Source organism: Paenibacillus sp. FSL H7-689 (assembly GCF_000517905.1).
Taxonomy (GTDB): Bacteria; Bacillota; Bacilli; order Paenibacillales; family Paenibacillaceae; genus Paenibacillus; species Paenibacillus amylolyticus.
Genome location: NZ_ASPU01000021.1, coordinates 45,776 through 72,749, shown reverse-complemented (window position 1 = coordinate 72,749; position 26,974 = coordinate 45,776). Strand labels below are relative to the sequence as shown.

22 protein-coding genes are annotated in these 26,974 nt (G+C 45.8%); 20 read left to right on the top strand and 2 right to left on the bottom strand.

The window, feature by feature from the left end; translation table 11 throughout:
• Positions 1-31: 31 nt before the first annotated feature.
• The 10 genes from C170_RS17825 to C170_RS17780 all read left to right on the top strand — a co-directional run bounded on the left by C170_RS17825 (position 32) and on the right by C170_RS17780 (position 12,116).
• Complete coding sequence (locus tag C170_RS17825; RefSeq protein ID WP_036612468.1) at positions 32-1,669, top strand: flagellin N-terminal helical domain-containing protein; 1,638 nt, start codon at positions 32-34, stop codon at positions 1,667-1,669.
• Between the two features lie 130 nt (positions 1,670-1,799).
• A complete protein-coding gene (locus tag C170_RS17820; RefSeq protein ID WP_036612465.1) occupies positions 1,800-2,189 on the top strand; it encodes a flagellar protein FlaG in 390 nt (129 codons plus the stop codon).
• 15 nt (positions 2,190-2,204) lie between these two features.
• The gene (fliD, locus tag C170_RS17815) at positions 2,205-3,779 is read left to right on the top strand and encodes a flagellar filament capping protein FliD (RefSeq protein ID WP_036612463.1); all 1,575 of its coding nucleotides are present in this window, start codon (positions 2,205-2,207) and stop codon (positions 3,777-3,779) included.
• A 28-nt stretch (positions 3,780-3,807) separates the two neighbouring features.
• Complete coding sequence (fliS, locus tag C170_RS17810) at positions 3,808-4,200, top strand: flagellar export chaperone FliS (RefSeq protein ID WP_036612461.1); 393 nt, start codon at positions 3,808-3,810, stop codon at positions 4,198-4,200.
• On the top strand, positions 4,193-4,528 hold the full coding sequence (locus tag C170_RS17805; RefSeq protein WP_036612458.1) for a flagellar protein FliT: 336 nt from the start codon (positions 4,193-4,195) through the stop codon (positions 4,526-4,528). Before fliS ends, C170_RS17805 begins: the two co-directional genes overlap by 8 nt.
• A 523-nt stretch (positions 4,529-5,051) precedes the next feature.
• Complete coding sequence (locus C170_RS17800; RefSeq protein ID WP_024631599.1) at positions 5,052-5,249, top strand: cold shock domain-containing protein; 198 nt, start codon at positions 5,052-5,054, stop codon at positions 5,247-5,249.
• A 420-nt stretch (positions 5,250-5,669) separates the two neighbouring features.
• A complete protein-coding gene (hpf, locus tag C170_RS17795; protein WP_017691993.1) occupies positions 5,670-6,233 on the top strand; it encodes a ribosome hibernation-promoting factor, HPF/YfiA family in 564 nt (187 codons plus the stop codon).
• 981 nt (positions 6,234-7,214) lie between these two features.
• A complete protein-coding gene (gene secA, locus C170_RS17790) occupies positions 7,215-9,719 on the top strand; it encodes a preprotein translocase subunit SecA (protein WP_036612455.1) in 2,505 nt (834 codons plus the stop codon).
• A gap of 242 nt (positions 9,720-9,961) precedes the next feature.
• A protein-coding gene (prfB, locus tag C170_RS17785; protein WP_155985092.1) for a peptide chain release factor 2 occupies positions 9,962-11,075 on the top strand; the annotation gives its coding sequence in 2 pieces (ribosomal slippage) (positions 9,962-10,033 and positions 10,035-11,075; 1,113 coding nt in all).
• 132 nt (positions 11,076-11,207) lie between these two features.
• Positions 11,208-12,116 (top strand): YitT family protein, encoded by a 909-nt coding sequence (locus C170_RS17780; RefSeq protein ID WP_036612451.1) that lies wholly within the window; start codon positions 11,208-11,210, stop codon positions 12,114-12,116.
• Positions 12,117-12,396: 280 nt separating this feature from the next.
• On the opposite strand, the gene cls is transcribed toward C170_RS17780, so the two are convergent.
• Entirely contained in the window at positions 12,397-13,845 is a 1,449-nt protein-coding gene (gene cls, locus C170_RS17775; protein WP_036612449.1) for a cardiolipin synthase, read from the bottom strand.
• A gap of 330 nt (positions 13,846-14,175) precedes the next feature.
• On the opposite strand from cls, the gene argC reads away from it, so the two are divergent.
• The 7 genes from argC (at position 14,176) to argH (ending at position 23,583) form a co-directional block, all read left to right on the top strand.
• On the top strand, positions 14,176-15,225 hold the full coding sequence (gene argC / locus C170_RS17770) for an N-acetyl-gamma-glutamyl-phosphate reductase (protein WP_036612448.1): 1,050 nt from the start codon (positions 14,176-14,178) through the stop codon (positions 15,223-15,225).
• Between the two features lie 132 nt (positions 15,226-15,357).
• Complete coding sequence (argJ, locus tag C170_RS17765; protein WP_051447267.1) at positions 15,358-16,596, top strand: bifunctional glutamate N-acetyltransferase/amino-acid acetyltransferase ArgJ; 1,239 nt, start codon at positions 15,358-15,360, stop codon at positions 16,594-16,596.
• A 336-nt stretch (positions 16,597-16,932) separates the two neighbouring features.
• Entirely contained in the window at positions 16,933-17,772 is an 840-nt protein-coding gene (argB, locus tag C170_RS17760) for an acetylglutamate kinase (RefSeq protein WP_036612446.1), read from the top strand.
• A gap of 358 nt (positions 17,773-18,130) precedes the next feature.
• Positions 18,131-19,384, top strand: a complete 1,254-nt coding sequence (locus C170_RS17755; RefSeq protein ID WP_036612443.1) for an aspartate aminotransferase family protein — start codon at positions 18,131-18,133, stop codon at positions 19,382-19,384.
• A gap of 200 nt (positions 19,385-19,584) precedes the next feature.
• Positions 19,585-20,550: an ornithine carbamoyltransferase gene (gene argF, locus C170_RS17750; protein ID WP_036612439.1), complete on the top strand. Its 966-nt coding sequence runs from the start codon at positions 19,585-19,587 to the stop codon at positions 20,548-20,550.
• Between the two features lie 286 nt (positions 20,551-20,836).
• Entirely contained in the window at positions 20,837-22,072 is a 1,236-nt protein-coding gene (locus tag C170_RS17740) for an argininosuccinate synthase (RefSeq protein ID WP_036612433.1), read from the top strand.
• Between the two features lie 107 nt (positions 22,073-22,179).
• Complete coding sequence (argH, locus tag C170_RS17735; RefSeq protein ID WP_036612430.1) at positions 22,180-23,583, top strand: argininosuccinate lyase; 1,404 nt, start codon at positions 22,180-22,182, stop codon at positions 23,581-23,583.
• A 205-nt stretch (positions 23,584-23,788) separates the two neighbouring features.
• Here argH and C170_RS17730 read toward each other — a convergent pair whose 3' ends face one another.
• Complete coding sequence (locus C170_RS17730; RefSeq protein WP_036612428.1) at positions 23,789-24,577, bottom strand: alpha/beta hydrolase; 789 nt, start codon at positions 24,575-24,577, stop codon at positions 23,789-23,791.
• A 274-nt stretch (positions 24,578-24,851) separates the two neighbouring features.
• On the opposite strand from C170_RS17730, the gene C170_RS17725 reads away from it, so the two are divergent.
• The 3 genes from C170_RS17725 to C170_RS17715 are packed head-to-tail and all read left to right on the top strand — an operon-like array spanning position 24,852 to position 26,936.
• On the top strand, positions 24,852-25,475 hold the full coding sequence (locus C170_RS17725) for a YhbD family protein (protein ID WP_036612427.1): 624 nt from the start codon (positions 24,852-24,854) through the stop codon (positions 25,473-25,475).
• 14 nt (positions 25,476-25,489) lie between these two features.
• On the top strand, positions 25,490-26,218 hold the full coding sequence (locus C170_RS17720; RefSeq protein WP_036612425.1) for a polymer-forming cytoskeletal protein: 729 nt from the start codon (positions 25,490-25,492) through the stop codon (positions 26,216-26,218).
• Positions 26,219-26,252: 34 nt separating this feature from the next.
• Positions 26,253-26,936: a hypothetical protein gene (locus C170_RS17715; RefSeq protein ID WP_036612422.1), complete on the top strand. Its 684-nt coding sequence runs from the start codon at positions 26,253-26,255 to the stop codon at positions 26,934-26,936.
• Positions 26,937-26,974 lie beyond the last annotated feature (38 nt).

The window sequence follows — 26,974 nt, the reverse complement described above, 5'->3', positions numbered from 1 at the left end:
AACTAATTTATCTTCAGGGAGGAAATATCAAATGATTATCAACCATAATATTACGGCGTTGAACACTCACCGCCAACTGTCCACTAACTCTGCTGCAACTAGCAAAAACATCGAGAAATTGTCTTCCGGTCTTCGTATCAACCGTGCTGGTGACGATGCTGCAGGCTTGGCAATCTCCGAAAAAATGCGCGGTCAAATTCGCGGTTTGGATATGGCTTCCAAAAATGCTCAAGATGGTATCTCTTTGATCCAAACAGCTGAGGGCGCATTGAGCGAAACTCACTCCATCCTGCAACGTGTACGTGAACTTTCCGTTCAATCCGCTAACGGTACGAACACTGAAGAAGATCGTAAAGCATTGCAAAGCGAAGTTTCCCAATTGAAATCAGAAATCGACCGTATCGGTGATACTACGGAGTTCAATACTAAGAAATTGTTGAACGGCGCTTTGAAAACGGATGGCGCAGTGGTAGGAACTGATTCTACTAACGGTGCTAAAGTTCTGAACCAAACTGCTGCTAAAGTTGTTGGTGCAACAAACTTTAACGCTGTTGATGGTAGTGGGTTGGATTTAACTGTAAAAGACAAAATTAAAGTTGATACAGTTGAAGTAGAAATTGATTGGGATAAAGGTTTGTCCGATGCCGAGAAAACCCTAATTAAGGGCAACTATGGCACAACAAATATGACAGATTCCCAAAAATCTGACATCAAATCAGCAATGGAACGCGTTATCAACCAAGCAATTACAGATCACAATGCTGCTAATGGAACAAATGTGGCTAACGTTAAATTGTTTGAAGCTGGTGGTAAATTGACAGCTGAAAGTGGTACTGCTGGACAAAAATCCGGTTTAGATATCTCTGGAGCTGCTGTTCTTGCTAATTTTGTTGACGCTGCGGCACCAGCGGATGCAAGCACAGGACAAGATCAACTTGCTAAAGCAGTTACTGCTGACACCCTTTCTTTCGAAATTGGCGGAGTTAAATTGCAAACTGCAGCTTTGGCTACAGCAACTGCTAACTCTGATGCAACTGTAGTTGCGACAGATATGCAAACAAAAATTAGAGCAGCTATTGACACATACAACACTAGTGCTGGACTTACAAAAGGACAAGATGGATTTATTGACAAAGATGCTGTATTTGTTGAAGCGAAAGATGGACGTTTCTCTATCACAAGTGCAAACGGACCGGTAACTTTCAAAGAAGCTGAAGGTAAATCTCTTGTTAAAGATTTGGGTCTGAGCCAAGCTCAAACTGATGCTTCAGGCAACGGTGGAATGACATTCCAAATTGGTGCCAACAAAGGTCAAAGCATCACTTTCGGTGTGAATGACATGCGTTCATCTGCACTGGGAATCTCTAGCGTAGATATTTCTACAACAGCTGGTGCTTCTGCTTCCATCACTTCTTTGGATAAAGCGATCAGCTCCGTTTCCAGCGAGCGCGCTAAATTGGGTGCGGTTCAAAACCGTTTGGAACACACAATCAACAACTTGAACACATCTTCCGAGAACCTGACTGCAGCTGAGTCCCGTGTACGTGACGTAGACATGGCTAAAGAAATGATGGAACAAACGAAGAACAATATCCTTGCACAAGCTGCACAAGCGATGTTGGCTCAAGCGAACCAACAACCACAAGGCGTTCTGCAATTGCTTCGTTAAGATTCACTTCAATACCGAAAGCTCCGGATTATTCCGGGGCTTTTTTTTGTTTTGCTAGGAATTCCCTAAAATAACGATGACCAATGACCGATATATATAATAAATCAAGCGTTCTTGGAGGATAGAGCACATGAATGTACAGTTTTCCTTCTCGGCATCCGGCGCATCTAACGGACAGCCCCGATCAGAAGTAGCTCCTGTTCAAAGTGCAAGTGAATCAATATCTTCAGCATCAGCTATTAAAAATTATAAAGATTTAAGTACAAAAGAAATTCAAGGTGCCAAAATTTCGATTGCAGACGAACATTTGATTAAAACCATTGAACGTGCGGTGCAATCTTTGCAAGGCCCCGAAACTACGTTGGAAATCAGTGTACATGAGAAGACCCATGATATTATGGTGAAGGTGATGAACAAAGATACGGGGGAACTTATTCGTGAGATTCCACCAGAGAAAACATTAGATTTGGTCGCCAAAATGATGGAGATTGCAGGAATATTGGTAGACGAGAAAATTTAATTTAGGAGGGATTTAATGGTTACTCGCATTAACGGCTTCTCAGGTATGGACGTAGACAGTATGGTTAAGAGCATGATGACAGCCAAGCGTATTCCGCTGGATAAACTGAATCAGGAAAAGCAAATCCTTGAATGGAAACGTGATAGTTATAGAGAAATCAATAGTAAACTCGTAGACTTTCGTACGAACAAACTCATTGATAAGTACGGTAAGAGTGCAGCATTAAATACACAAAAAGCTGTAGTGAGTGGTAACACAGATGCCCTTAAAGCAGAAGCTTCAGCTACTGCCAATGGAATCGATATGAAAGTTAGTGTCACTCAAGTAGCTACCAAAAAGACAGTAGAGACCTTTGGTCTTGCTGCACCTGTAGCTAGTAATAAAACCTTGGCTGATTTGCAGATTATGAGAGATGGTACAGATCCAGCTACACTGACAGAGGCAGATCGGACTGCCCTCAACGCTGAAGAGTTTAAATTTACGATTAATGGTGTTAGCTTTACAGATAGTAATGGTAAGTCATTATTCACCGGATCTACGTCTATCGCTACGATGGTCGCTACGATTAATGGTAATACCAATGCTAATGTTACTGCAAAGTATGATGAGATAAGCGGGAAATTGATTGTCAGCTCAAAAACAAGTGGTACGGATGGTAAGGCAGACCTTGTGGCAACTGATGATAATAGTTTGCTTGATCTTTTTAACCCTCAAAATAGTACTGATCAGTATAAAACCACTGATGCCAAAAATGCTTTTATATTCGTTAATGACAGAATGTATGAGAGTCAAAGTAACACGATTACAATAAATGGTATACAGTTAACTGTCGAGAAAACAACGGTAAACCAGACAGACCCTAAAGTGAATCCTACCACTGGTGATACCCCGGTAACAATTAAGACATCGAGTGATACTGAAACTGCTTTGCAAACCATTAAGAGCTTCGTAGAGGACTATAACTCGTTAATAACGTTGTTGAATACCAAGTTAGACGAGAATAAGTATCGTGACTTCAAACCGTTGACCGACGAACAAAAGACTGCAATGAAAGATACGGATATTACTAACTGGACTGACAAGGCCAAGAGTGGTCTATTAAAGAATGATGATTTGTTGAGATCAGCACTTTCTAACATGAGAGGAATTATATCGGGTCAAGTCGTCGCTTTGTCTGAGATGGGAATTACAATGGGATCCTACAACTCAGGCGGCAAAATTGTTCTGGATGAAGTCGTCTTGAAAAAAGCATTGACTGAGAATCCTCAAAAAGCGGTCGATCTGTTCCAGGGCACAGGCAGTGAGGCGAATAATGGTATTTTTGACAAGTTGGCAGACAAAATATCAGGTTCGTTGGATAGTCTCGTTACACGTGTCGGAACCAGTAAATTCTCAGCTGATCTCACAGTCAGTTACAAAGAAGAAAGTGCTATGGGTAGAAAACTCAAAGAGTACAATAATCGAATTACCAATATGCTTACAATTTTGGAAAACACAGAGACTCGTTATTATAAACAGTTCACTGCGATGGAAACAGCAATGAACAAACTCAGTTCACAGTCGTCCAGTCTATTCTCTACCACAAGCTAAGAGAAATTTTATATAGAGGGTGACCTAATTGATTAAATCTCCTTATGAAAAATATCGTCAATCTTCTGTTCAGACTTCAACGCCAGCTCAATTGGTTATTATGCTGTATGATGGGGCAATCCGATTTGTAAAAGTTGGACTTGAGGGCCTGAATAACCAGGATATTGAGAAAGCAAATCTTAATCTGGGTAAAGCTCAGACTATTATTAGTGAACTTATGTCTACATTGGACCAATCATATGATGTATCCAAAAACTTATTTGCTCTGTATGAGTATACGAATTATCTTTTAATCGAAGCTAACATTCGTAAAAGTCCAGAAAAAGCGGAAGAAGCCATTGGATATTTGACTGACTTGCGGGAAACTTGGATGCAAGCCTCTAAACTAGCCTCTACGCAGACTGAAAGTGCTCATGGATAATCTTATTGAACGCTTGTCTACTATGACTCAGGTAGTTATTGAACGGATTGAGGAGACCTCCTATGAGGAACTGGAAACCTTCATAGAAGATCGACAACATATTGTTGATGCTATAATTAAAGAGAGTGAGAGTTTTCCTCTGGATGTAAAACAAAAAGGGGAAGTTCATCGGATTTTGGCCTATGATAAAACTTTACTTGATCGCATGAACACACTTCGGATTGAGGCTCAAGATTGGTTGCATAAGCGCAATCAAGCAAAAATGCAGCGGAATGTATATGAGACTACCTATGCGTCGGATAGTATGCTAATGGATAGAAGAAAATGATATATTAAAAACAGGGTAGATCTAAGATCTACCCTGTTTTATTTTAAGCTTAGTCTGTTAGCTCGTCTTATCTATGAAAATGAAGATTGTTTTACTAAATAATTTGATTGCTCATATAAATATGAGTTAATAAATTTAAGCAACAGTGATGTTTTTAGTGATCTACTACTTTTTAGTACAGGTCAATTTTCTGTAATCCTAAAATAAACCCTTATACTAATTAACTATAATAGTAAAATTATAAAATGTTTAACTTTCGAAAATTTTGGCATTCACTCGTTATCTAAACAATAGGCTCTCTATCATCAATACATCAAAATATACTTATTAACCCGCCAATTACCTGATATATTCAAGTTATCCCACCTTTCAACACAATCCCCAATTAATCTACAAAAAATTCCAAGAAAACATTTACGTTTCCAATTGACAATGGATAACTTTGGATGGTATTATCTGAATTGTGGGCAGAGGTTAAGGCCGAAAGCTTCACTTCATTTGATGACGAAGGGAATGTTAGTGCATGCAAGGTAAAGTAAAATGGTTCAACGCAGAAAAAGGTTACGGTTTCATTGAGACTGAAGACGGCGGCGACGTATTCGTACATTTCTCCGCAATTCAATCCGAAGGATTCAAAACTTTGGAAGAAGGTCAATCCGTAGAATTCGACATCGTCGAAGGCGCGCGTGGACCGCAAGCAGCTAACGTAATCAAATTATAATCATCCGGACAATCCGACCTACATATATGGTTAGATGGTTACCAAATTGAATTATCGCTAGCATCAGACTCCGGCGTTTCCGGGGTCTTTTTTTGTTTTAATAGATTCGAGATTTGAGAATCATCCGAGGAACAATATTCTAGTGGATTCAAGAGATTTAAGAGATAGATTGAAGTTCATTTTACATATTAGATTGAGCAGGCCCAAAAACGGTTAAATACATCATCAAGCGCCTAATAAGACATACCAAGTAAATATTCGATTATGGCTGAATATGATGAAATATCGCGAAATATGGCGTTATGCCTACGTTGGCAGATGTGGCTTGAACAGATGTCATTATTCGGTCACCGGGAGTTTTTACATGGCGCTTACATTCGTGTTATAATGAAGTGGCAAAGGAAAAAGGAGGAGTGCCCTATGAATTTAAGTATTCGAGGTCAACAAATCGAGGTTACTGATGCTTTGAAGGATTATGTCGACAAAAAGTTGAGTAGACTCGAGAAGTATTTCGATGCACCCCTTAACTCTGACGGTGCTGTTACATTGAGCACGACGAGAGGTTTGCATACGGTAGAGGTGACGATCCCTTTGAAAGGCATTGTGCTCCGCGCCGAGGATGAGAGCGACGATATGTACGCATCCATTGACTCCGTGGTGGACAAGCTGGAACGTCAGATCCGCAAACACAAAACAAAAATTAACCGTAAGTTCCGCCAGGAAGGTAGCCTGAAAACGCTCTTCGTTGAAGATCCAACAGGTACTGTAGCTACAGCTGAACTGGATGCGGATACGGATGACGATGATTTTGAAGTCGTACGGACGAAACGCTTTATGTTGAAACCAATGGACGTGGAAGAGGCCATCCTCCAAATGAACATGGTTGGTCACAATTTCTTCGTATTCTCCAACATTGACAGTGAAGAAGTTAGCGTTGTTTACAAACGGAACGATGGTAAGTACGGATTGATCGAACAAGGTTAATCTTAACGTACAGGATCATCGGAACGGACATGCGTATGAATATCTAATAATAATGAAGACAGGGACTGTAGTTTCCTGGATTGGACTTAACAAGAGCTTCCATCCTTTAGGGGATGGGGCTCTTTTGTGCGTAGAGGAGCTGGGAAATCACCTTTGGAAATAAAATGGTGAAACTATTCCCTATGCTGCTGCGTCTAATAGATAGTAAGAATAATCATAATTGGTACAAGTTTATCACCAGATTCCGATGCTTACGAAAATATTCGTATACCTACATTCGAGAACTGGATATTGAGATTTCCATCCAAATTTACCATCAAAATTCGTTGACAGAGCTGTCTATCCTGCAAAACGAAACATGACAATCGGACGCTTCCGCTAACGACTATGATTTTTTGCACTTAAACTCGGTTTGATATGTCTCAGAAGTTCAAAGAAGTGTGCCGTGGCGTGTTGCGGCGGCTCTTACAAACTGTTACAATTTATGCAAAGAGAATCATTGTCCTGATGAGGAATTGTCAACGAATGATCGCTAATCATAATCAATGACAGGCACAGCACCATGAACATGATTCGCAAGGCTCGGGCTTCGGCTACTTTTTAATAACCGAATCCGTTTGAATACCGAATCAGCTTCATGAGGAACCCTTGGCAAGCCTGGAGTTGATTCATCATATTACTTATTAGCATATGATTTGAATTTGATTTTTACACGGATGACGAAGAGGGCGGAAATGATCTGTAGAAGCGAAGCGTTCGCCTTTATCCCCGGATTTCCCCCTCTGAGAAGAGAGTTTAAAAGAAATCAGGGGATAACAGCGATCGAAAGGACATTCTGGCAACTGAGTTGACGAAGTGTAACCTTCATTAAGCTCAAATCATATTGTTTGTCACCCCCGGGCAAGTGGATGCATATCCATCCGATGGTGTCGCGTGGCGGCAACAGGGGGTCTATTCTGTTTTGCACGAAAGGGGTATACCATGCTAGGACTTGTCAAAAAGATCTTCGGCGACATGAATGAACGTGATGTTAAACGTCTGATGAAGACGGTCGATGTGATCAATAAACTGGAACCACAATTTCAGGCGTTGTCTGATGAACAACTGAAAGGTAAAACGGACGAATACCGTGCTCGTATTGAAAAGGGAGAAACAACAGATGAGCTTCTTCCAGAGGCATTTGCAACCGTACGTGAGGCATCACGCCGTGTACTGGGCAAACGCCACTACGATGTACAGATGCTGGGTGGTATCGCTCTGCATGAAGGCCGTATTTCCGAGATGAAAACCGGTGAAGGTAAAACGCTGGTAGGAACACTTCCGGTATATCTGAACGCGTTGATGTCCAAAGGTGTTCACGTGGTCACGGTCAATGACTACTTGGCACAGCGGGATAGCCAGGAAATGGGACAAATCTATGAATTCATGGGCATGTCGGTAGGGGTTAACCTGAGCGGTATGGACCATGCTTTGAAACAACATGCATATGCATGTGATATTACGTACGGAACGAACAACGAGTTTGGATTTGACTATCTGCGTGACAACATGGTTCTGTACAAAGAGCAAATGGTACAACGTCCATTGTTCTTCTGTATCATTGATGAAGTAGACTCCATCCTGGTCGATGAGGCGCGTACGCCACTCATTATCTCTGGACAAGCTCAGAAGTCGACGGATATGTACTATGCAGCAGATCGTTTTGTGAAACGTTTGGTGCCAGAAGAAGACTTTACGGTAGACATTAAGGTGAAATCCGTAGCGTTGACTGAGGCGGGCGTGGCAAAAGCAGAGAAAGCATTTGGTATCGAGAACTTGTATGACCATGCCAATGTAACTCTCAACCATCACATTGTACAGGGCTTGAAAGCTAATGCAATCATGCGTCGTGACGTGGATTATGTTGTCAGTGATGAGGAAGTCATGATCGTCGATGAATTCACAGGTCGTCTGATGTCTGGACGTCGTTACAGTGATGGATTGCACCAGGCGATTGAAGCCAAAGAAGGCATTGAAGTACAAAACGAGAGCATGACGCTTGCTACGATTACCTTCCAGAACTATTTCCGGATGTACCGTAAACTTGCGGGTATGACGGGTACAGCGAAAACCGAGGAAGAAGAGTTTAAAAAAATCTACGGTCTCGAAGTACTGCAAATTCCAACCAACCGCCCAAACAAGCGGGATGACATGGCAGATGTCGTGTACAAGAGCATCGATGGCAAGTTCAATGCCGTTGTAGAAGAGATCGTGGCGCGTCACAGCAAGAATCAGCCGATTCTGGTAGGTACAGTGTCCATTGAGAACTCTGAACGCCTGTCTGACATGCTTAAGCGCCGTGGTGTCAAACACCAGGTACTGAACGCCAAGTACCACGCGGAAGAAGCAGAGATCATCACAGGAGCTGGACAAGCGGGTGCAGTAACGATTGCAACCAACATGGCTGGACGGGGTACGGACATTATCTTGGGTGAAGGTGTAGCTGAAGTAGGCGGCCTTCATATCATCGGTACTGAGCGTCACGAATCACGCCGGATTGATAATCAGCTGCGTGGTCGTGCGGGACGTCAAGGTGACCCGGGTTCAACACAATTCTACCTGTCACTGGGCGATGAATTGATGAGACGTTTCGGTGCAGACAATGTATTGAACATGATGGAGCGCCTTGGTTTTGAAGAAGACCAACCGATCGAGAGCCGGATGATTACCCGTGCAGTAGAATCAGCGCAGAAGCGTGTTGAAGGTAACAACTTTGACGTGCGTAAAGTCGTTCTGCAATATGATGATGTTATGAACCAACAACGTGAAATTATATATAAACAGCGCCGTGAGGTACTGGAGTCCGAAAATATCAAACAAATCGTTATGGATATGATCAAACCTTCCATTGAACGTATCGTTGAAGCACATTGCAGTGATGATATTCCAGAGAACTGGGAGCTGCAGGAAGTTGCCGATTACATGAACAGCAAATTGCTGGATGATGGTTCGGTTACAAAAGATGATCTGTGGGGCAAGGAAGCAGAAGAGATCATCGAGTTCCTGTTCACGAAAGTTCAGAACAAGTACAATGCACGTGAAGAGCGAATTGGCGAAGAGATGGTTCGTGAGTTCGAAAAAGTCGTTGTGCTCCGTGCAGTAGACAGCAAGTGGATGGATCATATTGATGCAATGGATCAATTGCGTCAAGGTATCCACCTTCGCGCCTACGGTGGTACAGATCCACTGCGTGAGTACCAGTTCGAAGGCTTCGAGATGTTCCATCAGATGATTGCTTCGATCCAGGAAGAAGTAGCCACTTATGTGATGAGAGCACAGATCGAAAGCAATCAGGAGCGTCAAGCGGTTGTTGAGGAAAGTCAGATCTCGACAAGCGGTGAACCTGCTGAGAAACGTCCAGTGAAGGTTTCTGACCAAATCGGACGTAACGATCCATGCCCATGCGGTAGTGGCAAGAAGTTCAAACACTGCCACGGTCAAGAGTAGTTAGAGGTTTTTTCTATACACGAATGACATGAATGGCTCCTTGCAGCCGGGTATTCCATAGGATGAAGTGAAGGATGCAAAACCGATTAATGGTGCATAGTTATAATAATATGACCATGATCACGGGGAAGAGATATACTGATACAACAGTATTCTCAACACCAGGGTAACGCATCGGATACTTGATCTGGAGGAATGCCCTGGATGCGGGGAGCTTATCTTAATGAAAAGAGGAATTGCACATGATCGATCCAAACGTGAAGCATGACCTGCGTGAAATAGGCAAGAAACTAACCAACCTTAGGGGGTCTCTTTGACTTAGATCTGAAGCAAGAGATGATCGGCAACTTCGAAGTGAAGATGTCTGCTCCGGATTTCTGGGATGATAGTGACAAGGCGCAATCCGTAATCGCTGAGCTAAATGCGGTGAAGGGATCTGTGGATCAATACACCAAACTCCAACAGGACTATGATGATGCGGTGATGATGGTAGAACTGGCTGACGAGGAAGGCGACGAAGACCTCGCTGCAGAGATCGCTAGAAGCGTCACAGCGATCGTGAGCAAGGTGGCAGAGTTCGAACTTCAGCTGCTCCTGAACCAGCCGTATGATAAGATGGATGCCATTCTAGAGCTTCATCCGGGCGCAGGTGGTACCGAGTCACAGGACTGGGGACAAATGTTACTGCGGATGTACACACGTTGGTCCGAGAAGCGTGGCTTCAAGGTTGAGGTGCTGGATTATCTGCCAGGAGATGAGGCGGGGATCAAGAGCGTCACGCTATCGATCAAGGGGCACAATGCTTATGGTTATCTGAAAGCCGAGAAGGGTGTACACCGACTGGTGCGGATCTCTCCTTTTGACTCATCGGGCCGTAGACATACGTCCTTCGTATCATGTGATGTGGTTCCTGAGATTGATGATACGATTGAATTGGACATTCGAACAGAGGATCTCAAGATTGATACCTACCGTGCGAGTGGCGCGGGTGGACAGCATATCAATACCACCGACTCAGCCGTGCGGATTACCCACCTTCCGACAGGTGTAGTTGTAACGTGTCAGAATGAACGTTCACAGATCAAGAACCGTGAGCGGGCGATGAAGATGCTTCGTTCGAAATTGTATGAGCGTAAAATTGAAGAGCAAAAACAACAGCTGGATGAAATCCGAGGAGATCAGTCGGATATTTCATGGGGTAGCCAGATTCGCTCCTATGTGTTCCATCCCTATAGTATGGTAAAGGATCACCGTACAAGCGTAGAGACTGGAAACACAGGGGCAGTAATGGACGGCGACCTCGATGCATTCATCGATGGTTATTTGCGTAGCCAGATTAAAGTAGAAACCGATTAATATAAGTTCCTGTATGGACCCATACGTGTAGGCGTATGCTGGTGTATACGGGAGCTTTTTTTTGAATAATTTTATAGGATAGAAAAAATGAGCGAACAACTGATCAGTCACATAAAAGGAGAGCACGAGAACATGCAACAACGATCACAACTTCACAATAATCGCAAAAAGAGGATAACTAGCCTCATTCCACTCAATGGTCCATGGAGAAACGTCGTGGATACGGTATCTATCATTGTAGGTTCGTTTTTAATTGCAGTGGCCTTTAATTTATTTTTATTACCAAATCAGATCGCTTCGGGTGGGGTGTCCGGGTTATCAATTCTGGGCAAGGAATGGCTTAATTGGGAGCCGGCATATACCCAATGGGCAATTAATATCCCACTTTTGATTGCGGGTTTCCTGCTCATTGGCAAGCAGTATGGTGTTCGCTCGGTATTGGGCAGTATTGTCCTGCCACTGTTAGTCTATCTCACGAAGGATTGGGCCATTCCAACAACGAATCCGCTACTTGGTTCACTGTATGGTGGGATTGGCGTTGGTTTAGGGATTGGAATTGTATACCGAGGTAGAGGATCAACAGGTGGAATGAGCATTCTTGCCAGAATCGTACAGAAATACAGTGGACTGAGTTACTCATTGTGTGTAGTCATCATGGATGCTACCGTTATTATTATGGCTGCATTTGTGTTGTCATTGGAGCAGTCTCTCTATGCACTAATTGGGTTGTATGTTACTGGTAAAGTGATCGATGCTGTTGAGATGGGGCTGGGCTTTTCCAAGGTGGCTTATATTATCTCCAACCAGACCGAAGCGATTAGCAAAGTGATTCTGGATGACTTGGATCGTGGATTAACAAAGCTGGAGGCAAAAGGCGGTTACACCGACGACCAACGAACCGTACTGATGGTAGTGGTTGGGCAAAATGAAGTGCCAAGACTCAAGGCATTGATCCGGTCTGTGGACCCGGGAGCTTTTGTCATTATCAGTAACGCGCATGAAGTGCTTGGTGAAGGTTTTAAGCGGGGAGAGCATGTGTGAACTGGTTGGAAATATAATGAGTGAGCCAATATAGGCTCATAAGTTTGAAAATTTAAGAAAAAAAGCAGGTACGCCCTCCTCTGAAATAACGGAGAGGGAGTACCTGCTTTTCTATTATTAAAAGTTCAACTTAACATTTCACATAACGGAGAGGACAGAAATATCCTGAAGAAGTGGAACGTTCGCCTTTATCCCCGGATTTTCCCCTTTAGAATAGGGAATCAAAAAAATCTGGGGATAACAGCGATCGGAAGGATGTTCTGTCATCGGAGTGCCACCACTACAAAATCGGAGATAGCAGACGGGAAATGGCTTCTTTGAAGCGGATAATGAGACTACGTTTTTGGTATTCATCGAGCGTCATTTCCCGCGATACATGCAGGTCGTGCTCAAAGGTTTGTACAAGTGCTGTCGCAATCGCTTCATCATACATAAAGGCGTTAACCTCAAAGTTTAACCGGAAACTGCGGTAGTCAATATTGGCGGTTCCCACGGATGCAACCAAACTGTCAATGATAAGTGTTTTGGCATGAATGAAGCCATTATCATATATAAATACTTTGGCGCCCACTTTTAGCAACTCACCAATATAAGATAACGTAGCCCAATATACAAAGGCGTGGTCGGGTTTATTTGGAATCATGATGCGAACATCTATGCCGGACAGACACGCGAGACGAATAGCTTCGAATACACTGGCATCCGGGATAAAATAAGGCGTTTGAATCAGAATCGATTGTTTGGCCCCGTTAATCATCTTAAGATAACTGTTCTTGATATGTTCAGTCTCTGCATCCGGTCCACTGGAGACAATCTGCATGGCAATCTTTCCTGTACCCTCAATATGAGGGAAATGCGCCGGAACATAAGGTGTGTCGTGTTGCTTGGACGCTTCATTCCAATCCAAGAGAAAACGGGTCTGCAGCGCATGAACGGCATTCCCCTGAATACGCAGATGTGTGTCACGCCAGTAACCGAATTTCGAGTTCAAGCCAAGATACTCATCTCCAACGTTAAATCCGCCCGTGTACCCCAAGTTACCATCGATGATGACAATCTTACGGTGGTTCCGGTAGTTCATACGTAAGTTGATCAGACTGAATTTGGATGGGAAAAAGACTTCAACCAAACCGCCTGCTTCGCGCAATTCTTTGAAAAAGCGTTTTGATACCCGCCGTGATCCGAGCGCGTCATACAGTAAACGAACTTTGATGCCTTCCCGCGCTTTGCGGATGAGTGCATCTCGAATTCTTTTGCCCAGACGGTCGCCTCTATAAATGTAGTATTGTACGTGCACGTGATCCTGAGCCGCTTCGATGTCGTCCAAGAGCCGCTGGAATTTATCTGTTCCATCCGTAATGATCTCGACCGCATTATCTTCCGTCACCAGAGCTCCGTTCTGCTTCAGGTTCATATAGATCATATCCTGGCTAGTCTCGGTTGCTTGGTTGCGGAAAGGGGTGCGATTATCGTGTAGCTGCATGAGCTGGGCTTCAATACGTTCCTCAAGACCGAGCTTCTTACGTTCTTTCCACTGGAAAAGCCGATATCGGGTCAGGTTCTGACCGGTTAAAAGATAAAGTACAAACCCAAACACCGGAATAAAGTTCAAGACGAGCAGCCAAGCCCAGGAAGCGCTGGCATCCTTCCGTTCGAAGAAAACGACTGCTGCGGCAAAAATAATATTCAGGCCAAGGAGTACAATAAGTAAAATGGATTCGATATGCACTATAGTCCCCCACGTCTCATAATGACCATCATGAATCTATTCATATGTCCTTGATAGCAGGTTAGTTATGAATGAGACCCTGATTGTAATGTTTCCTACTAATACGTATTTTAACAGATGTATACCTATTCGTCCCGGATGAGAAAAAAAGATATGTTCGGATTGGATGAAAATCCATGTGAAATTGATGATAGAGTGTTGTATTTATATAACCAGAGTCGTATAATAATACACAAATATGCATATAAGCGACGGAATTGCTGTGTTCAAGTATCCTTCAGGCAAGGACATAGCACAAGTAGCGCATACATCGAGATTGGGGGAGCGAGAGTGAATAACAAATTAAAAGTAGCAATCGTCGGTTCCACCGGCTACGGCGGGGTGGAGCTGATTCGTTTTTTCCAGAACCATCCGCTGGTTGAAATCACATCGGTGATCTCATCATCGAGCAGTGGTGAGTCCATCGCAGATGGATTTCCGCATTTGACGGGCGTGATTCACAGGCCACTCGACGGTGTAGATCCGGCTGAAATTGCGAGTCGTGCGGATCTGGTATTCACAGCGACCCCGTCCGGCGTAAGTGCTAAGCTCGTACCAAGCCTGCTGGCAGCAGGACTTAAGGTGATTGACCTGTCTGGCGATTTCAGACTTAAGGATGGAACAGTGTACGAAGAGTGGTACAAACATCCGGCGCCTCCAGCTGATTTGCTGGAACAAGCGGTATACGGCATGGCTGAGGTGTATGGCGAAGAAGTGAAGGGGCAGAATTTTATATCCAACCCAGGTTGTTATCCAACGGCTACACTTCTTGGACTGATCCCTGCAGTAGAGGCAGGCTGGATTGATCCTTCAACTATTATTATTGATGCCAAATCGGGCGTATCCGGTGCAGGACGTGGAACCCATCTGTCGTACCATTATGCAGAGATGAACGAGAATCTCAAAGCCTATAAACTGAATAAACATCAACATATTCCCGAGATCGAACAAGTGCTTGGCAATATAACGGGAACGCCTGTTACAGTTACCTTCACAACACATCTGGTGCCAATGACACGTGGAATTATGAGTACGATGTATGCAAACCTCGTTGGGGAACACAGCGACCGGGAGATCGTGGATTTGTACCGCAAATATTATGAGAACCGACCTTTCGTACGTGTACGTGAACCGGGCATCTGGCCTTCTACCAAAGAAGTGTACGGATCCAACTATTGTGATATCGGATTTGCGGTGGATCCTCGCACAGGGCGTTTAACGATTATTTCGGTCATCGACAACCTGGTGAAGGGTGCTTCCGGGCAAGCGATTCAAAATATGAACCTGATGATGGGATGGGAGGAGAACCTCGGGCTGAACATGACACCGGTATATCCATAAGGGATTGGAATTCAGGAGGAGCACTGGGACATTCGGTGTAAGAGTGCTCTCTCTCAGAGTCTTCTAGGGAGAACGGATCAGGTTAAGCAGGCGATCATCAGCATATAGCTGAACGCATACGGGGGATATGATATGGGAACGAATGTGGAGCAACAGACTTTTACCGTGGTTGAGAACGGAACAATTGTAACCCCTGAGGGATTCACTGCTGGTGGACTTCACTGCGGATTGAAAAAGACATCTCGCAATGACATCGGAGCGATCCGATGTGATGTACCGGCTACAGCTGCTGCTGTATACACAACGAACGTGTTTCAAGCGGCACCACTCAAAGTAACGCGCGAAAGCTTGAGCAATGGACGCCTTCAGGCTGTTATCGTTAACAGTGGTAATGCTAATGCATGTACAGGGCAACAAGGGGAAGAAGATGCTTATGCGATGCGTTCGGCGGCTGCGCGTGAGTTGGGTGTGGCAGAAGAGGACGTGGCTGTGGCATCCACAGGTGTCATTGGTGAATTGCTCAAAATGGATGCTGTACATTTAGGCATTACTGGTCTTCCAGCGCATATGGGCAAGGAGTCGAATGAGGCGGAGCAATTTTCACAAGCGATTCTGACAACGGATTTGGTGAAAAAGGAAGCTTGCGTCTCCGTTCTGGTTAACGGCAAGACGGTTACGATTGCGGGAGCCGCCAAAGGCTCGGGTATGATTCATCCGAATATGGCGACAATGCTCGCTTTCATGACCTCTGACGCGGTCATTGGTGCAGAAGCGTTGCAGCGCCTGTTGCGTCAGGCAACGAATCATACATTCAACATGATTACAGTCGATGGGGATACAAGTACAAACGACATGCTGGTAGCGATGTCTAGTGGATATGCAGGCAATGAAGAGCTGACGATGGAGCACCCGGATTGGGATGCTTTTGCAGCTGGATTCACCTATGTATGCCAAGTGCTGGCCAAAGCCATTGCTCGCGATGGCGAAGGAGCAACCAAACTGGTTGAGGTAGAAGTTACAGGTGCGGTAAGTGATGATTCCGCGCAAGCAATCGCGAAAACTGTCATCGGTTCCAGTCTGGTGAAATCCGCCATGTTTGGCGCAGACGCCAACTGGGGACGGATTATTGCAGCCGTAGGGCGTGCAGGACAGCCGGTGAACCCGGATACGGTAGATATTCGTTTGGGAGATATCTCCGTACTCGCACAGTCCCGCCCGGTCGTGTTTGACGAAGAAGCAGCATTGGCCTATTTGCAGACCGATACAGTTCGCATCGTGGTGGATTTGCACCACGGCGAAGGAACAGCAACAGCCTGGGGCTGTGACCTGACGTATGACTACGTACGAATTAACGCCGCATACCGCACGTAATAAACCTTTGGGGTAAAGGTTTTGCGAAACAGCTGTCTTCTATTGTGAAGCTGTTTCGTGAGATGTTTCAAAAATTATCAATGAAATTTAAACTTGTTGTTTGGTGTTGGACATATAGCGATAGTAATGGAGAAGACGGAATTGATTCTGCAGAAGCGGAGCGGTCGCCTTTGTCTCCGGGTGTTCCCCTATATAGGGATAATTCAAGAAACCTGGAGACAACAGCGATCGAAAGAACAATCCGAATTCGGAATGGACTCCTACCAGCCTTCGTCACCTTATAAAAGTGTTATATTTTTTTGAATATAATTTTTACTATGATAGGAGCTTGCCCTCATGAATTCAATAATGCCAAACGAGAGTACCGCAACGGAAGCGAGCACAGAGAAACAGATGTTTGTCATGAAATGTGGAGGCAGCACGCTGGCAGCATTGCCCGAGTCTTTCTTTGCGGATCTGCGTGATCTGCAGTCTCAGGGCACACAGCCGGTAATCGTGCATGGCGGAGGTCCTGCGATCTCGGATAACCTGGCGAAGCTTGGTATCGAAACCGAATTCGTTAACGGCCTGCGCAAAACGACTGAACCTGTGCTGGACGTAGTGGAGATGGTCCTGGCGGGTAGCATCAACAAACAGATCGTGCGCCTGATTCAGCGTGTGGGCGGCCGTGCACTAGGCTTGTCCGGCGTCGATGGAGGTCTGATTCAGGCGAAGCCCGTATCGAACCACGCAGAGATCGGTTGGGTAGGTGATGTCACTGGTGTGAACGCAGAGATTATCCAAGGTATCGTGAACATGGGATACATGCCGGTTATCGCACCGGTTGGCGTAGATGCAACTGGACAACGCTACAACATTAACGCAGATACAGCTGCGGGTGCAGTGGCATCTCATCTCGGCGTAAGCCGGATGATTGTCGTGACAGACGTTCCTGGCATCATGAAGAACGTAGGCAGCGAGAAAAAAGTACTGCCATCCGTATCTGTACAAGAGATTGAGGACATGATCCAGACTGGAGAAATCTATGGCGGCATGATTCCCAAAGTGCGTGCAGCTATCGCTTGTATTCATGGTCAAGTACGTGAGGTCGTCATCGTAGACGGCAGCGAACCCCAAATCCTGAGCCGAGTGCTCGGCGGAGAAATCATCGGAACAAGAATCATCCGTATGCAATAATTTGCTCTCGATGCGCTAGGGTCTTAATAGCCTTATATTATATATAAAAATATGTGCACGATTTTTTGTGAATCTGGGCATAACGCGATAACGGAAGAGTGCAGACCAATCTGAAGAAAAGACGCAAGAACGGAGAGGACAGAAATAACCTGAAGAAGCGAAGCGTGCGCCTTTATCCCCGGATTTCCACCTTTAAACAATTAATCAAAGAAATCCGGGGATAACAGCGATCGGAAGGTTGTTCTGTCATCGAAGTGGAAGTATGCATACGTTCGGAAGATGGACTGCAATCGAAGAGGTTTAGTGTTATGTGTTATTCACCTTAGGCGTGCACCAACCAATAAGGAGTGATATGGTCATGGCAAAAGGCAACGAACAGCCAGGTTCTGGCACAGCGGTAGCGGGCGCAACAGCAACAGGTGCAGCGGCACAGACGGAAAGCTCGCTTTTCCAAACGTATGCGCGTTATCCAATCAGTCTGGTCAAAGGTAAAGGCAGCTGGTTGTGGGATGACCAGGGCAACCGTTATCTCGATTTTATGTGCGGACTCGCTGTAACTAGCCTGGGCCATGCACCGGAGAAAGTTGGAGCCAAGCTGAAAGCTCAGATTGATGAGTTGTGGCATGTGTCCAACCTGTTCCAGATTCCAGGCCAGGAGAAAGCAGCAGCATTGCTGACAGCCAATACATGCGCTGATGCAGTGTTCTTCTGCAACAGTGGTGCCGAAGCGAACGAAGCAGCTATTAAAGTAGCACGTCGTTATCACCAAAAGGTGAAGGGTACAGATCGCTATGAAGTGATCACATTTGCCCAGTCCTTCCATGGACGGACACTCGCTACACTGACAGCAACCGGACAGGATAAGGTGAAAGAAGGATTTTTGCCATTGCCAGCCGGATTTGTAACTGTACCTTTGCATGATATCCCTGCCCTTGAAGCGGCAATTGGACCCAACACAGCAGCTATTATGCTGGAAATGGTTCAGGCCGAGGGTGGTGTATATCCGGTTGAACCGGAATTCGTCAAACATGTACGGAAATTGTGTGACGAGCACGGATTGTTGCTCATTGTTGATGAAGTACAAACGGGAATGGGACGTACAGGCAAACTATTCGCACACGAACATTATGGCATTGAGCCAGACGTGTTCACCGTTGCCAAAGGTATCGGCAGTGGTTTCCCTGTAGGCGCAATGCTGGGTAAAGGTTTCCTGCGGGATGCGTTCACGCCAGGTAGCCATGCGACAACATTTGGCGGAACACCACTTGCTTCATCCGTTGTGATAGCAACAATCGAAACAATGCTGGAAGATCGCTTGCCAGAGCGCGCAGCGGAGATGGGTGAATACCTGATGAGCTCCCTGCGGAATCGTTTGGCGGGTAATTCCTTTGTGAAGCAAGTTCGTGGTTTGGGATTGTTAGTCGGTATTGAATGTGCTGAGCCGGTAGGTGATATTGTGCTTGCTGGGCAAAAACGAGGTATCTTGTTTGTCTCTGCAGGACCAAATGTGATTCGTTTGCTTCCGAACCTGTATGTGAGCAAAGAAGAGATCGACGAGGCCGTATCGCTGGTAGCCACATTGATCGAAGAGCACGTAGCGGCGAAAGCCTAACCTAAAAATGAGAACCTTTCTGTCTCGGGGCCATTACCGGCCTCGAAGCAGAACGAGATGATGAATCCCTGTAGCCGCGCGGTGAAACTTGCAGAAGGCGGAAAAGAATAAACTTGAGAAGCACCAAGACAAAGTGTCAATTTTGCTCTCTCTTCTGCCCATGCGGGTGCAGGGAACCGGAAATAAGGAGGACATTATACATGACAGCACAACAGACGGAAAAGATTCAGAAGATTGATTTGAGAGGCCGGGATTTTATCGAATTCACGGACTACACAGCAGAGGAAATTCGTTATCTGCTTGATCTCGCGATTGAGATTAAAGGTAAGCAAAAAAGCGGTGTACCTTTTCAACCGTTGAAAGGCAAAACGATCGGACTTATTTTTGAAAAATCATCCACACGTACGCGTGTATCCTTTGAAGTGGGTATGTTCCAATTGGGCGGACACGCGCTCTTCCTGAGCAAAAATGATATCCAGCTGGGTCGCGGGGAAACAACACATGATACAGCCAAAGTATTGTCCCGTTACCTGGACGGCATCATGATCCGTACCTTTGGACACCATAATGTAACTGAACTGGCAGAGCATGCGGATGTTCCGGTCATTAACGGCCTGAGCGATGCAGCGCATCCTTGTCAGGTACTGGCAGACTTCCAAACGGTGCTGGAGCAAAAAGGCAAGCTGGCAGGTCTGAAAATGGCCTACATCGGAGATGGCAACAATATGGCACACTCCCTGATGCTCGGTGCAGCGAAGATGGGTATGCATGTTGCTGTAGCAACGCCAGAAGGTTATGAGCCGGATAGCGCAGTTGTGGAGCAGGCGCGCATTATCGCACAGGAGAGCGGTTCTGAAGTAACTGTAACGTACAGTGCACAGGAAGCGGCGAAAGATGCAGATATCGTGTACACGGATGTATGGGCTAGCATGGGCTTTGAAGAAGAGCAGAAGATTCGGGAGCAGGCATTTGCGGCATATCAAGTGGACGAGGAACTGATGAAAGGCGCGAAGCCGGACTACATGTTCTTGCACTGTCTGCCAGCACACCGCGGCGAAGAAGTGAGTGCCGGTGTAATTGACGGACCGAACTCTCTGATCTTTGATCAGGCGGAGAATCGCTTGCATGCACAGAAAGCATTAATGGCTGCGTTAATGAGCGAATAGATGCTATTTGCCTTTATGGGTTGATTTTAGGCGCAGATTTCGCGATGATAGATTCATCTATAATGTACTTTAAAAAGTTAATTAAACAAGAAGCATACACAAAAACGAAGAGACAGAAAAAGCCTGAAGAAGCGAAGCGGTCGCCTTTATCCCCGGATTTTACCCTTTATCATAAAGGGATGAAAAAATCTGGGGATAACAGTGATCGGAAGGGTTTTCTGGCTCGTAGGATTCAGTGTATGAAGGCTCTGTTTAACTTAACTGATCTTGGGGAGGACCATTGAACATGGCTAAGGAAAAAATTGTACTCGCGTATTCAGGCGGGTTGGACACATCTGTAATTTTGAAATGGTTGAAAGAAACATATGATGCAGAGATTATCGCTTTCACAGCGGATATTGGACAAAAGGATGAATTGGACGGTTTGGAGGAAAAAGCACTGGCAACAGGCGCTTCCAAAGTATACATCGACGATCTACGCGATGAATTCGCAAAAGATTTCATCTATCCGATGTTCCAGGCAGGTGCCCTCTATGAAGGACAATACCTGCTTGGCACAAGTATTGCTCGTCCACTGATCGCTAAACGTATGGTGGACATCGCTCGTGCAGAAGGTGCTACAGCCATCGCTCACGGCGCTACAGGTAAAGGAAATGACCAAGTTCGGTTTGAGTTGAACGCGGCTGCACTGACACCAGACATTAACGTAATTGCACCTTGGCGTCTGGAAGAATTCCGTAACCAATTCCCGGGACGTGCCGAGATGATCGCGTACGCTGAGAAACATGGTATTCCGGTAACCGCTTCTGCGGCTAAACCATACTCCACAGACCGTAACTTGCTGCATATCAGCTATGAGAGCGGTGTGCTCGAAGATCCTTGGTTCGATCCAAGCGTGGACGAGAACAAAGACATGTTCCTGCTGAGCAGTGCACCTGAAGATGCACCAGATCAAGCGGAATATGTTGAACTGGAATTCGAACAAGGTGACTGTGTTGCACTGAACGGTGAGCGCTTGAGCCCACTGCAAGTGATGGAGCAACTGAACGAGTTGGGTGGCAAACATGGTATTGGCCGTGTAGATATGGTTGAGAACCGTTTTGTTGGTATGAAGAGCCGTGGCGTATACGAAACACCAGGTGGAACAATCTTGTTCACCGCACATCGCAAAATGGAGTCCATCACGATGGACCGTGAAGTGATGAACCTGCGTGACAGCCTGATCACACGTTACAGCACACTCGTTTACAACGGCTTCTGGTTCGCACCGGAACGTCTGGCGCTGCAAGCGCTGGTGACTGAAAGCCAGAAGAACGTTACAGGTACAGTTCGTGTGAAACTGTACAAAGGCAACATCATCGGCGCAGGCGTGAAAAGTCCTGTCAGCCTCTACAATCCGGACATCGCAACGATGGAAGCTGATCCAACGCAAGCCTACGATCAAGGTGATGCAACAGGCTTTATCCGCCTGAATGCACTGCGTTTGAAAGTAAACTCCGGCGTGGAGCAAAACAAAAACTAATTTCAACCTGCATCTATAGAGCTATATCAATATAAATGACAAGGCAGGCCGTTCTTGCACATCTGGCAGGAGCGGCTTTGTCCATGAGCGAAAGGGGAGTACTCACTGTGAGCAAGTTGTGGGGAGGACGTTTTACAAAACAAACCAATCATTTGGTTGAGGAATATACGGCATCGATCAATTTTGACAAGGCTTTGGCTGAGGAAGATATTCAGGGCAGTCTGGCCCATGTGACGATGCTGGGCAAATGCGGCATTCTGCCGGCGGAAGATGTAGAGACGATCAAAGAAGGATTGATCACCGTTCTGCACAAAATCCGTGCGGGCGAAGTGGAATTCTCCGTATCGGACGAAGACATCCACATGAATATTGAGAAAAACCTGATCGAGACGATTGGTCCTGTAGGCGGTAAATTACATACAGGCCGTAGCCGGAACGATCAAGTTGCAACAGATATGCACCTATACCTGCGCGAACGCGTGGTTGGATTTGTAGGCATGCTGCATTCCTTGCAGGAAGCACTGATTGGACAAGCAAAAGATAACCTAGATACCATCGTACCGGGTTATACGCATCTTCAACGGGCACAGCCAATTCTGTTCGCACATCACCTGATGGCGTATGTATCCATGTTCCAACGGGATGCGGAGCGTCTGATGGACAGCTACAAACGCATTAACATCCTGCCACTGGGCGCAGGTGCGCTCGCGGGCACAACATTCCCGATTGACCGTCATTTTGTCGCGGAACAACTGGGCTTTGATGGCGTGTACGAGAACAGTCTGGACGCAGTAAGTGACCGTGACTTTATCGTTGAGTTCTTGGCGGCGGCTTCGCTGATCATGACTCACTTGTCCCGTCTGAGTGAAGAGCTGGTATTGTGGAGCAGCACGGAGTTTGGTTTTGTGGAATTGGACGACGCATTCTGCACAGGCAGCAGCATCATGCCACAGAAGAAAAACCCGGACGTTCCTGAACTCGTGCGTGGTAAAACAGGACGTGTGTACGGCAACCTGATCGGTTTGCTGACGGTACTGAAATCTCTTCCACTGGCATACAACAAAGACATGCAGGAAGACAAAGAAGGTATGTTTGACACAGTAGCGACGCTGGAGGGTGCACTGCAACTGTTTGCTCCAATGATCGCGACAATGACAGTGAACAAGGATCGGATGCGTCAAGCGGTCAACCAGGATTTCTCCAACGCTACGGATATTGCCGACTTCCTCGTGGGAGAAGGCTTGCCTTTCCGTCAGGCGCATGAAGTGATTGGTAAAACGGTGCTGTACTGCATCCAGAACAGCAAGTATTTGCTGGATCTGACGATTGATGAATTCCGTCAGTTCTCACCACTGTTTGATGACCGGATCTATGATGTGTTGCAACCGGAAGCGGTAGTGAACGCTCGTAATGTTTACGGCGGGACAGCTTCGGGTCAAGTTGCTGAAGCGATTGGACGCAGTGAGAAGGTACTGGAGATCACCGAGCAATGGATTACGAACCGCGGTTAATACCACCGCTACTATAAGGTACCCTTACAGATACAACAGTACAACAAAGAAGCAGGCCAGAGAACTTGTTCTCAACGGCCTGCTTCTTTGTGTTGTACAGCGATGTGCTCTAGATATATTGAACTCAACCGCGAACGGAAGGTAGGTTGTTCTACTATCGGAGTACCAGTTTAGTTACTCGCGGTAGCTCCATTGTAATTCTCCACTAATCGCGCTTTTGTAAAGGCAACCATTTCAATACATCCTGAATCTTGGTATCCCAGTAGCCCCACTCATGTTCACCAGGCCCTTCCTCGTATGTCAGTTCGAAGTTCGTCTGTTCACAGGCTTGACGGAAGGTTTGATTATCCTCATACAGGAAATCTTCCGTTCCGCAGCATTGGTAGAGCAAAGGCCGAGGACTTTCGCTAGATTGTCTTTCTTTTAACAGATGAATCAGATCATTCTCGGTGCCTGCCACCTCTGGTCCGAAAATACGTTGTAACTCCGTCTGTTGCAATGCTGAGGATGCGTTTCTATCCATATGTGCAGACATATCGAGTGCTCCAGACAAACTGGCAGCTGCAGCATATTGATCTGGTTTACGAAGGGCCAGCTTGAACGCCCCATAGCCACCCATGGATAATCCGGCAACGAAATTGTCCTCCCGTTGGTCTGAGAGTGGGAAGAAAGAACGAGCAAGTGCCGGCAGTTCTTCACTGATAAAGCTCCAATAACGTCCGCCTTCTACCATATCTGTATAGAAGCTGCGGTGAACCTGTGGCATAACAACGGCGATCCCGAGGTTGGCCACATAACGTTCGATGGAAGTCCGACGCAGCCAGATGGAATCATCATCAGACAGGCCGTGCAGCAGGTACAGGGTTGGGTGCAGTCCTTTGCCAGTCACATTCTCCATACCGATCTGATTGTGGGTTTGTTGCGGCAGAATGACATGCATGCTGGTGCTAAGCCCGAGCGTATCCGAGTAAAAATCACATTTAATAAGTGCCATGAGTATAAGAAACCCCTTTCATAAGTTCGTTAACCACGTGTTCTGACATGAGACGATGGGATGGAAATTGGATGCCTAGGCCTCCAAAGTGTTTATATGTAACAGGTTATACGCATTACGCTTCCATTGCAATAACAAGATCTACAGTAGAAAACAAAGAATTTCACACCAGTGGTTAAAGTGGAAAACTGTAATCTGATCATCGATTTTTCAATCTGGTTTACAACGTAACAATGTTATGTTACACTCGTTTCAATAAAAAGGGGGACCATATATGACGGATGATTTGATCTCCAAGAAAGAATTGTTGGACCTGACAGGAATCTCATACGGCCAGTTATACCGCTGGAAGCGGAAAAATCTCATTCCGGAAGAATGGTTCATTCGGAAGTCGTCCTACACCGGACAAGAGACCTTTTTTCCCAAACAACAGATTTTACTGCGCATTGACAAGATTCTCAATATGAAAGACGGATTATCGCTGGATGAGCTGGCAGACGTGTTCTCACCTACGTTGGGTGAAGTAGAGATGTCTGCACAGCAACTATTAGAGCGAAACATTGTTTCACAAATCTCGCTGGATCTGTTAAAAGAAGCAGGTCGAGAACAACCGCTGTATGCTTTGGAGCAGATTATGATGCTCTACGTCCTTGATAAGCTGTTAATGAGCGGAGATATTACTCGGCAAGAGGGTGCGTTGCTGATCGAAGTGATGTCCGAACATTATTATCGTTTTACAGGCAAACCCAGCGAACTCGTGCTTATTCGTAAGATGGGTGTTCCTTCATTCATGCTGGTAACAGCAGGAACGGAGTTTTATTTTGACAATGGTGTGAAAGTGGTTCTTAGGCAGCCGATGGGAACATTTATGGAAGAATTAAAACTCAAATTGGGATAAGGAGAGGATCATCTATGGAAGAGCGGAATAAGCGGAATGATCTGAATGTGGCAGGCATAAGTCAAACGGCAGGCGGGAATTTTCACCGTGTATCTATTGATGGCATGGCTAAGGTGAACGGCAACCTGGACTGCACCTCTATGGAAGTGAATGGAACATTGAAGATGCACGGCGCTTTGACCTCCGAGAGTGCAGCGATTAACGGCATGTGCACGTTGAATGGACCTCTGACCAGTTCTCGTGTTCGGGTGGATGGCATGACGACGATTAACGGAGATCTCCATAGCCCTGAACTTGAAGTGAACGGAAAGTGTACCGTACGTGGAAGAGTAGATGGGGAACGAATTGATATTGGCGGTGTGATCGATATTGAAGGGGATGTCCAATGTGAGTCCCTGAATGTACGGGGCAATATTAAGATCAGCGGTTTACTGAATGCGGGAACAGTGGAGATCAGGCTGCATACATCTTCTTCGGCTAAAGAGATTGGCGGAGAGCGTATCGATATTCGTCGCAAGGAACAACAGAATGGCTTTTGGAAAAGTATTGGTCTGGGCGGGACCCCTTCATTTAAGACATCCTTAATTGAGGGTGATGAGATTGTGCTGGAAGATACCGAAGCTGACGTTGTTCGGGGGAGTAACATTTTTATCGGTCGCGGCTGTAACATCAGACTGGTTGAGTATTCAGGTGAACTTGAGGTAGATCAGGATGCCAAGGTGGGCAGCAGTCAGCGAATTTAAAGTTTGGATATGGAGAGAAAGGGATGGGATCGACATGAATAACAATCCGGGGCGTTCATTGGACAAAAAAATGGATATCAGCATCGTTGGTGATGGCAGTTCTTCTGGTGGCGTGTACGGCAAGATCAAGGTCGTAGGGGACGCGTCCTTTAACGACAATCTATCTTGTGATCGATTCAAATGTACGGGTACATCGGTCATATACGGATCGCTTGAATCCACAGATATTAAAATTACCGGAACCCTGACTCTGACAGAGCGAGAGGCCAGCAACGGTGGTGAGGATGGAATCCAGGCATCTGGCCTGCATGCCAAAGCTGAGCATATAAAAGTGGTCGGTGAACTTCATCTGTCAGGGGATTGTCAGGCGGAAAATATCAAGCTGAACGGCCGTTTGACGATAGCGGGAATGCTCAGCGCTGAACACATCATACTCAAAATCATGGGTCCATCCGAGGTCAAGGAAATGGGTGGTTCCATCATCTCGGTGAAGAGTGGCCGTTTGAATGACTTGTTTACGGGGAATAAATCAATTCTCAAGGCACAGATTATCGAAGGTGATGACATTGAATTAGAGAATACGGAGGCCGAGATTGTCCGTGGCGATAAAATAAAAATCGGTCCTGGCTGCCGGATTGGTACAGTGGAATACCGTTCATCTCTGCAAATTCATCCGCAATCGGAAGTTTTGCTGCAAAGCAATCGGTCCTTGGACTGATTAACGCAGACTTCTTTTCGGATATACTAATGCAGTCA

Coding starts and splice junctions, on each gene's coding strand:
- C170_RS17825 (WP_036612468.1), top strand. CDS start 32: ATGATTATCAACCATAATATTACGGCGTTGAACACTCACCGCCAACTG.
- C170_RS17820 (WP_036612465.1), top strand. CDS start 1,800: ATGAATGTACAGTTTTCCTTCTCGGCATCCGGCGCATCTAACGGACAG.
- fliD (WP_036612463.1), top strand. CDS start 2,205: ATGGTTACTCGCATTAACGGCTTCTCAGGTATGGACGTAGACAGTATG.
- C170_RS17805 (WP_036612458.1), top strand. CDS start 4,193: ATGGATAATCTTATTGAACGCTTGTCTACTATGACTCAGGTAGTTATT.
- C170_RS17800 (WP_024631599.1), top strand. CDS start 5,052: ATGCAAGGTAAAGTAAAATGGTTCAACGCAGAAAAAGGTTACGGTTTC.
- hpf (WP_017691993.1), top strand. CDS start 5,670: ATGAATTTAAGTATTCGAGGTCAACAAATCGAGGTTACTGATGCTTTG.
- secA (WP_036612455.1), top strand. CDS start 7,215: ATGCTAGGACTTGTCAAAAAGATCTTCGGCGACATGAATGAACGTGAT.
- C170_RS17780 (WP_036612451.1), top strand. CDS start 11,208: ATGCAACAACGATCACAACTTCACAATAATCGCAAAAAGAGGATAACT.
- argJ (WP_051447267.1), top strand. CDS start 15,358: ATGGGAACGAATGTGGAGCAACAGACTTTTACCGTGGTTGAGAACGGA.
- argB (WP_036612446.1), top strand. CDS start 16,933: ATGAATTCAATAATGCCAAACGAGAGTACCGCAACGGAAGCGAGCACA.
- C170_RS17755 (WP_036612443.1), top strand. CDS start 18,131: ATGGCAAAAGGCAACGAACAGCCAGGTTCTGGCACAGCGGTAGCGGGC.
- argF (WP_036612439.1), top strand. CDS start 19,585: ATGACAGCACAACAGACGGAAAAGATTCAGAAGATTGATTTGAGAGGC.
- C170_RS17740 (WP_036612433.1), top strand. CDS start 20,837: ATGGCTAAGGAAAAAATTGTACTCGCGTATTCAGGCGGGTTGGACACA.
- C170_RS17730 (WP_036612428.1), bottom strand. CDS start 24,577: ATGGCACTTATTAAATGTGATTTTTACTCGGATACGCTCGGGCTTAGC.
- C170_RS17725 (WP_036612427.1), top strand. CDS start 24,852: ATGACGGATGATTTGATCTCCAAGAAAGAATTGTTGGACCTGACAGGA.
- C170_RS17720 (WP_036612425.1), top strand. CDS start 25,490: ATGGAAGAGCGGAATAAGCGGAATGATCTGAATGTGGCAGGCATAAGT.
- C170_RS17715 (WP_036612422.1), top strand. CDS start 26,253: ATGAATAACAATCCGGGGCGTTCATTGGACAAAAAAATGGATATCAGC.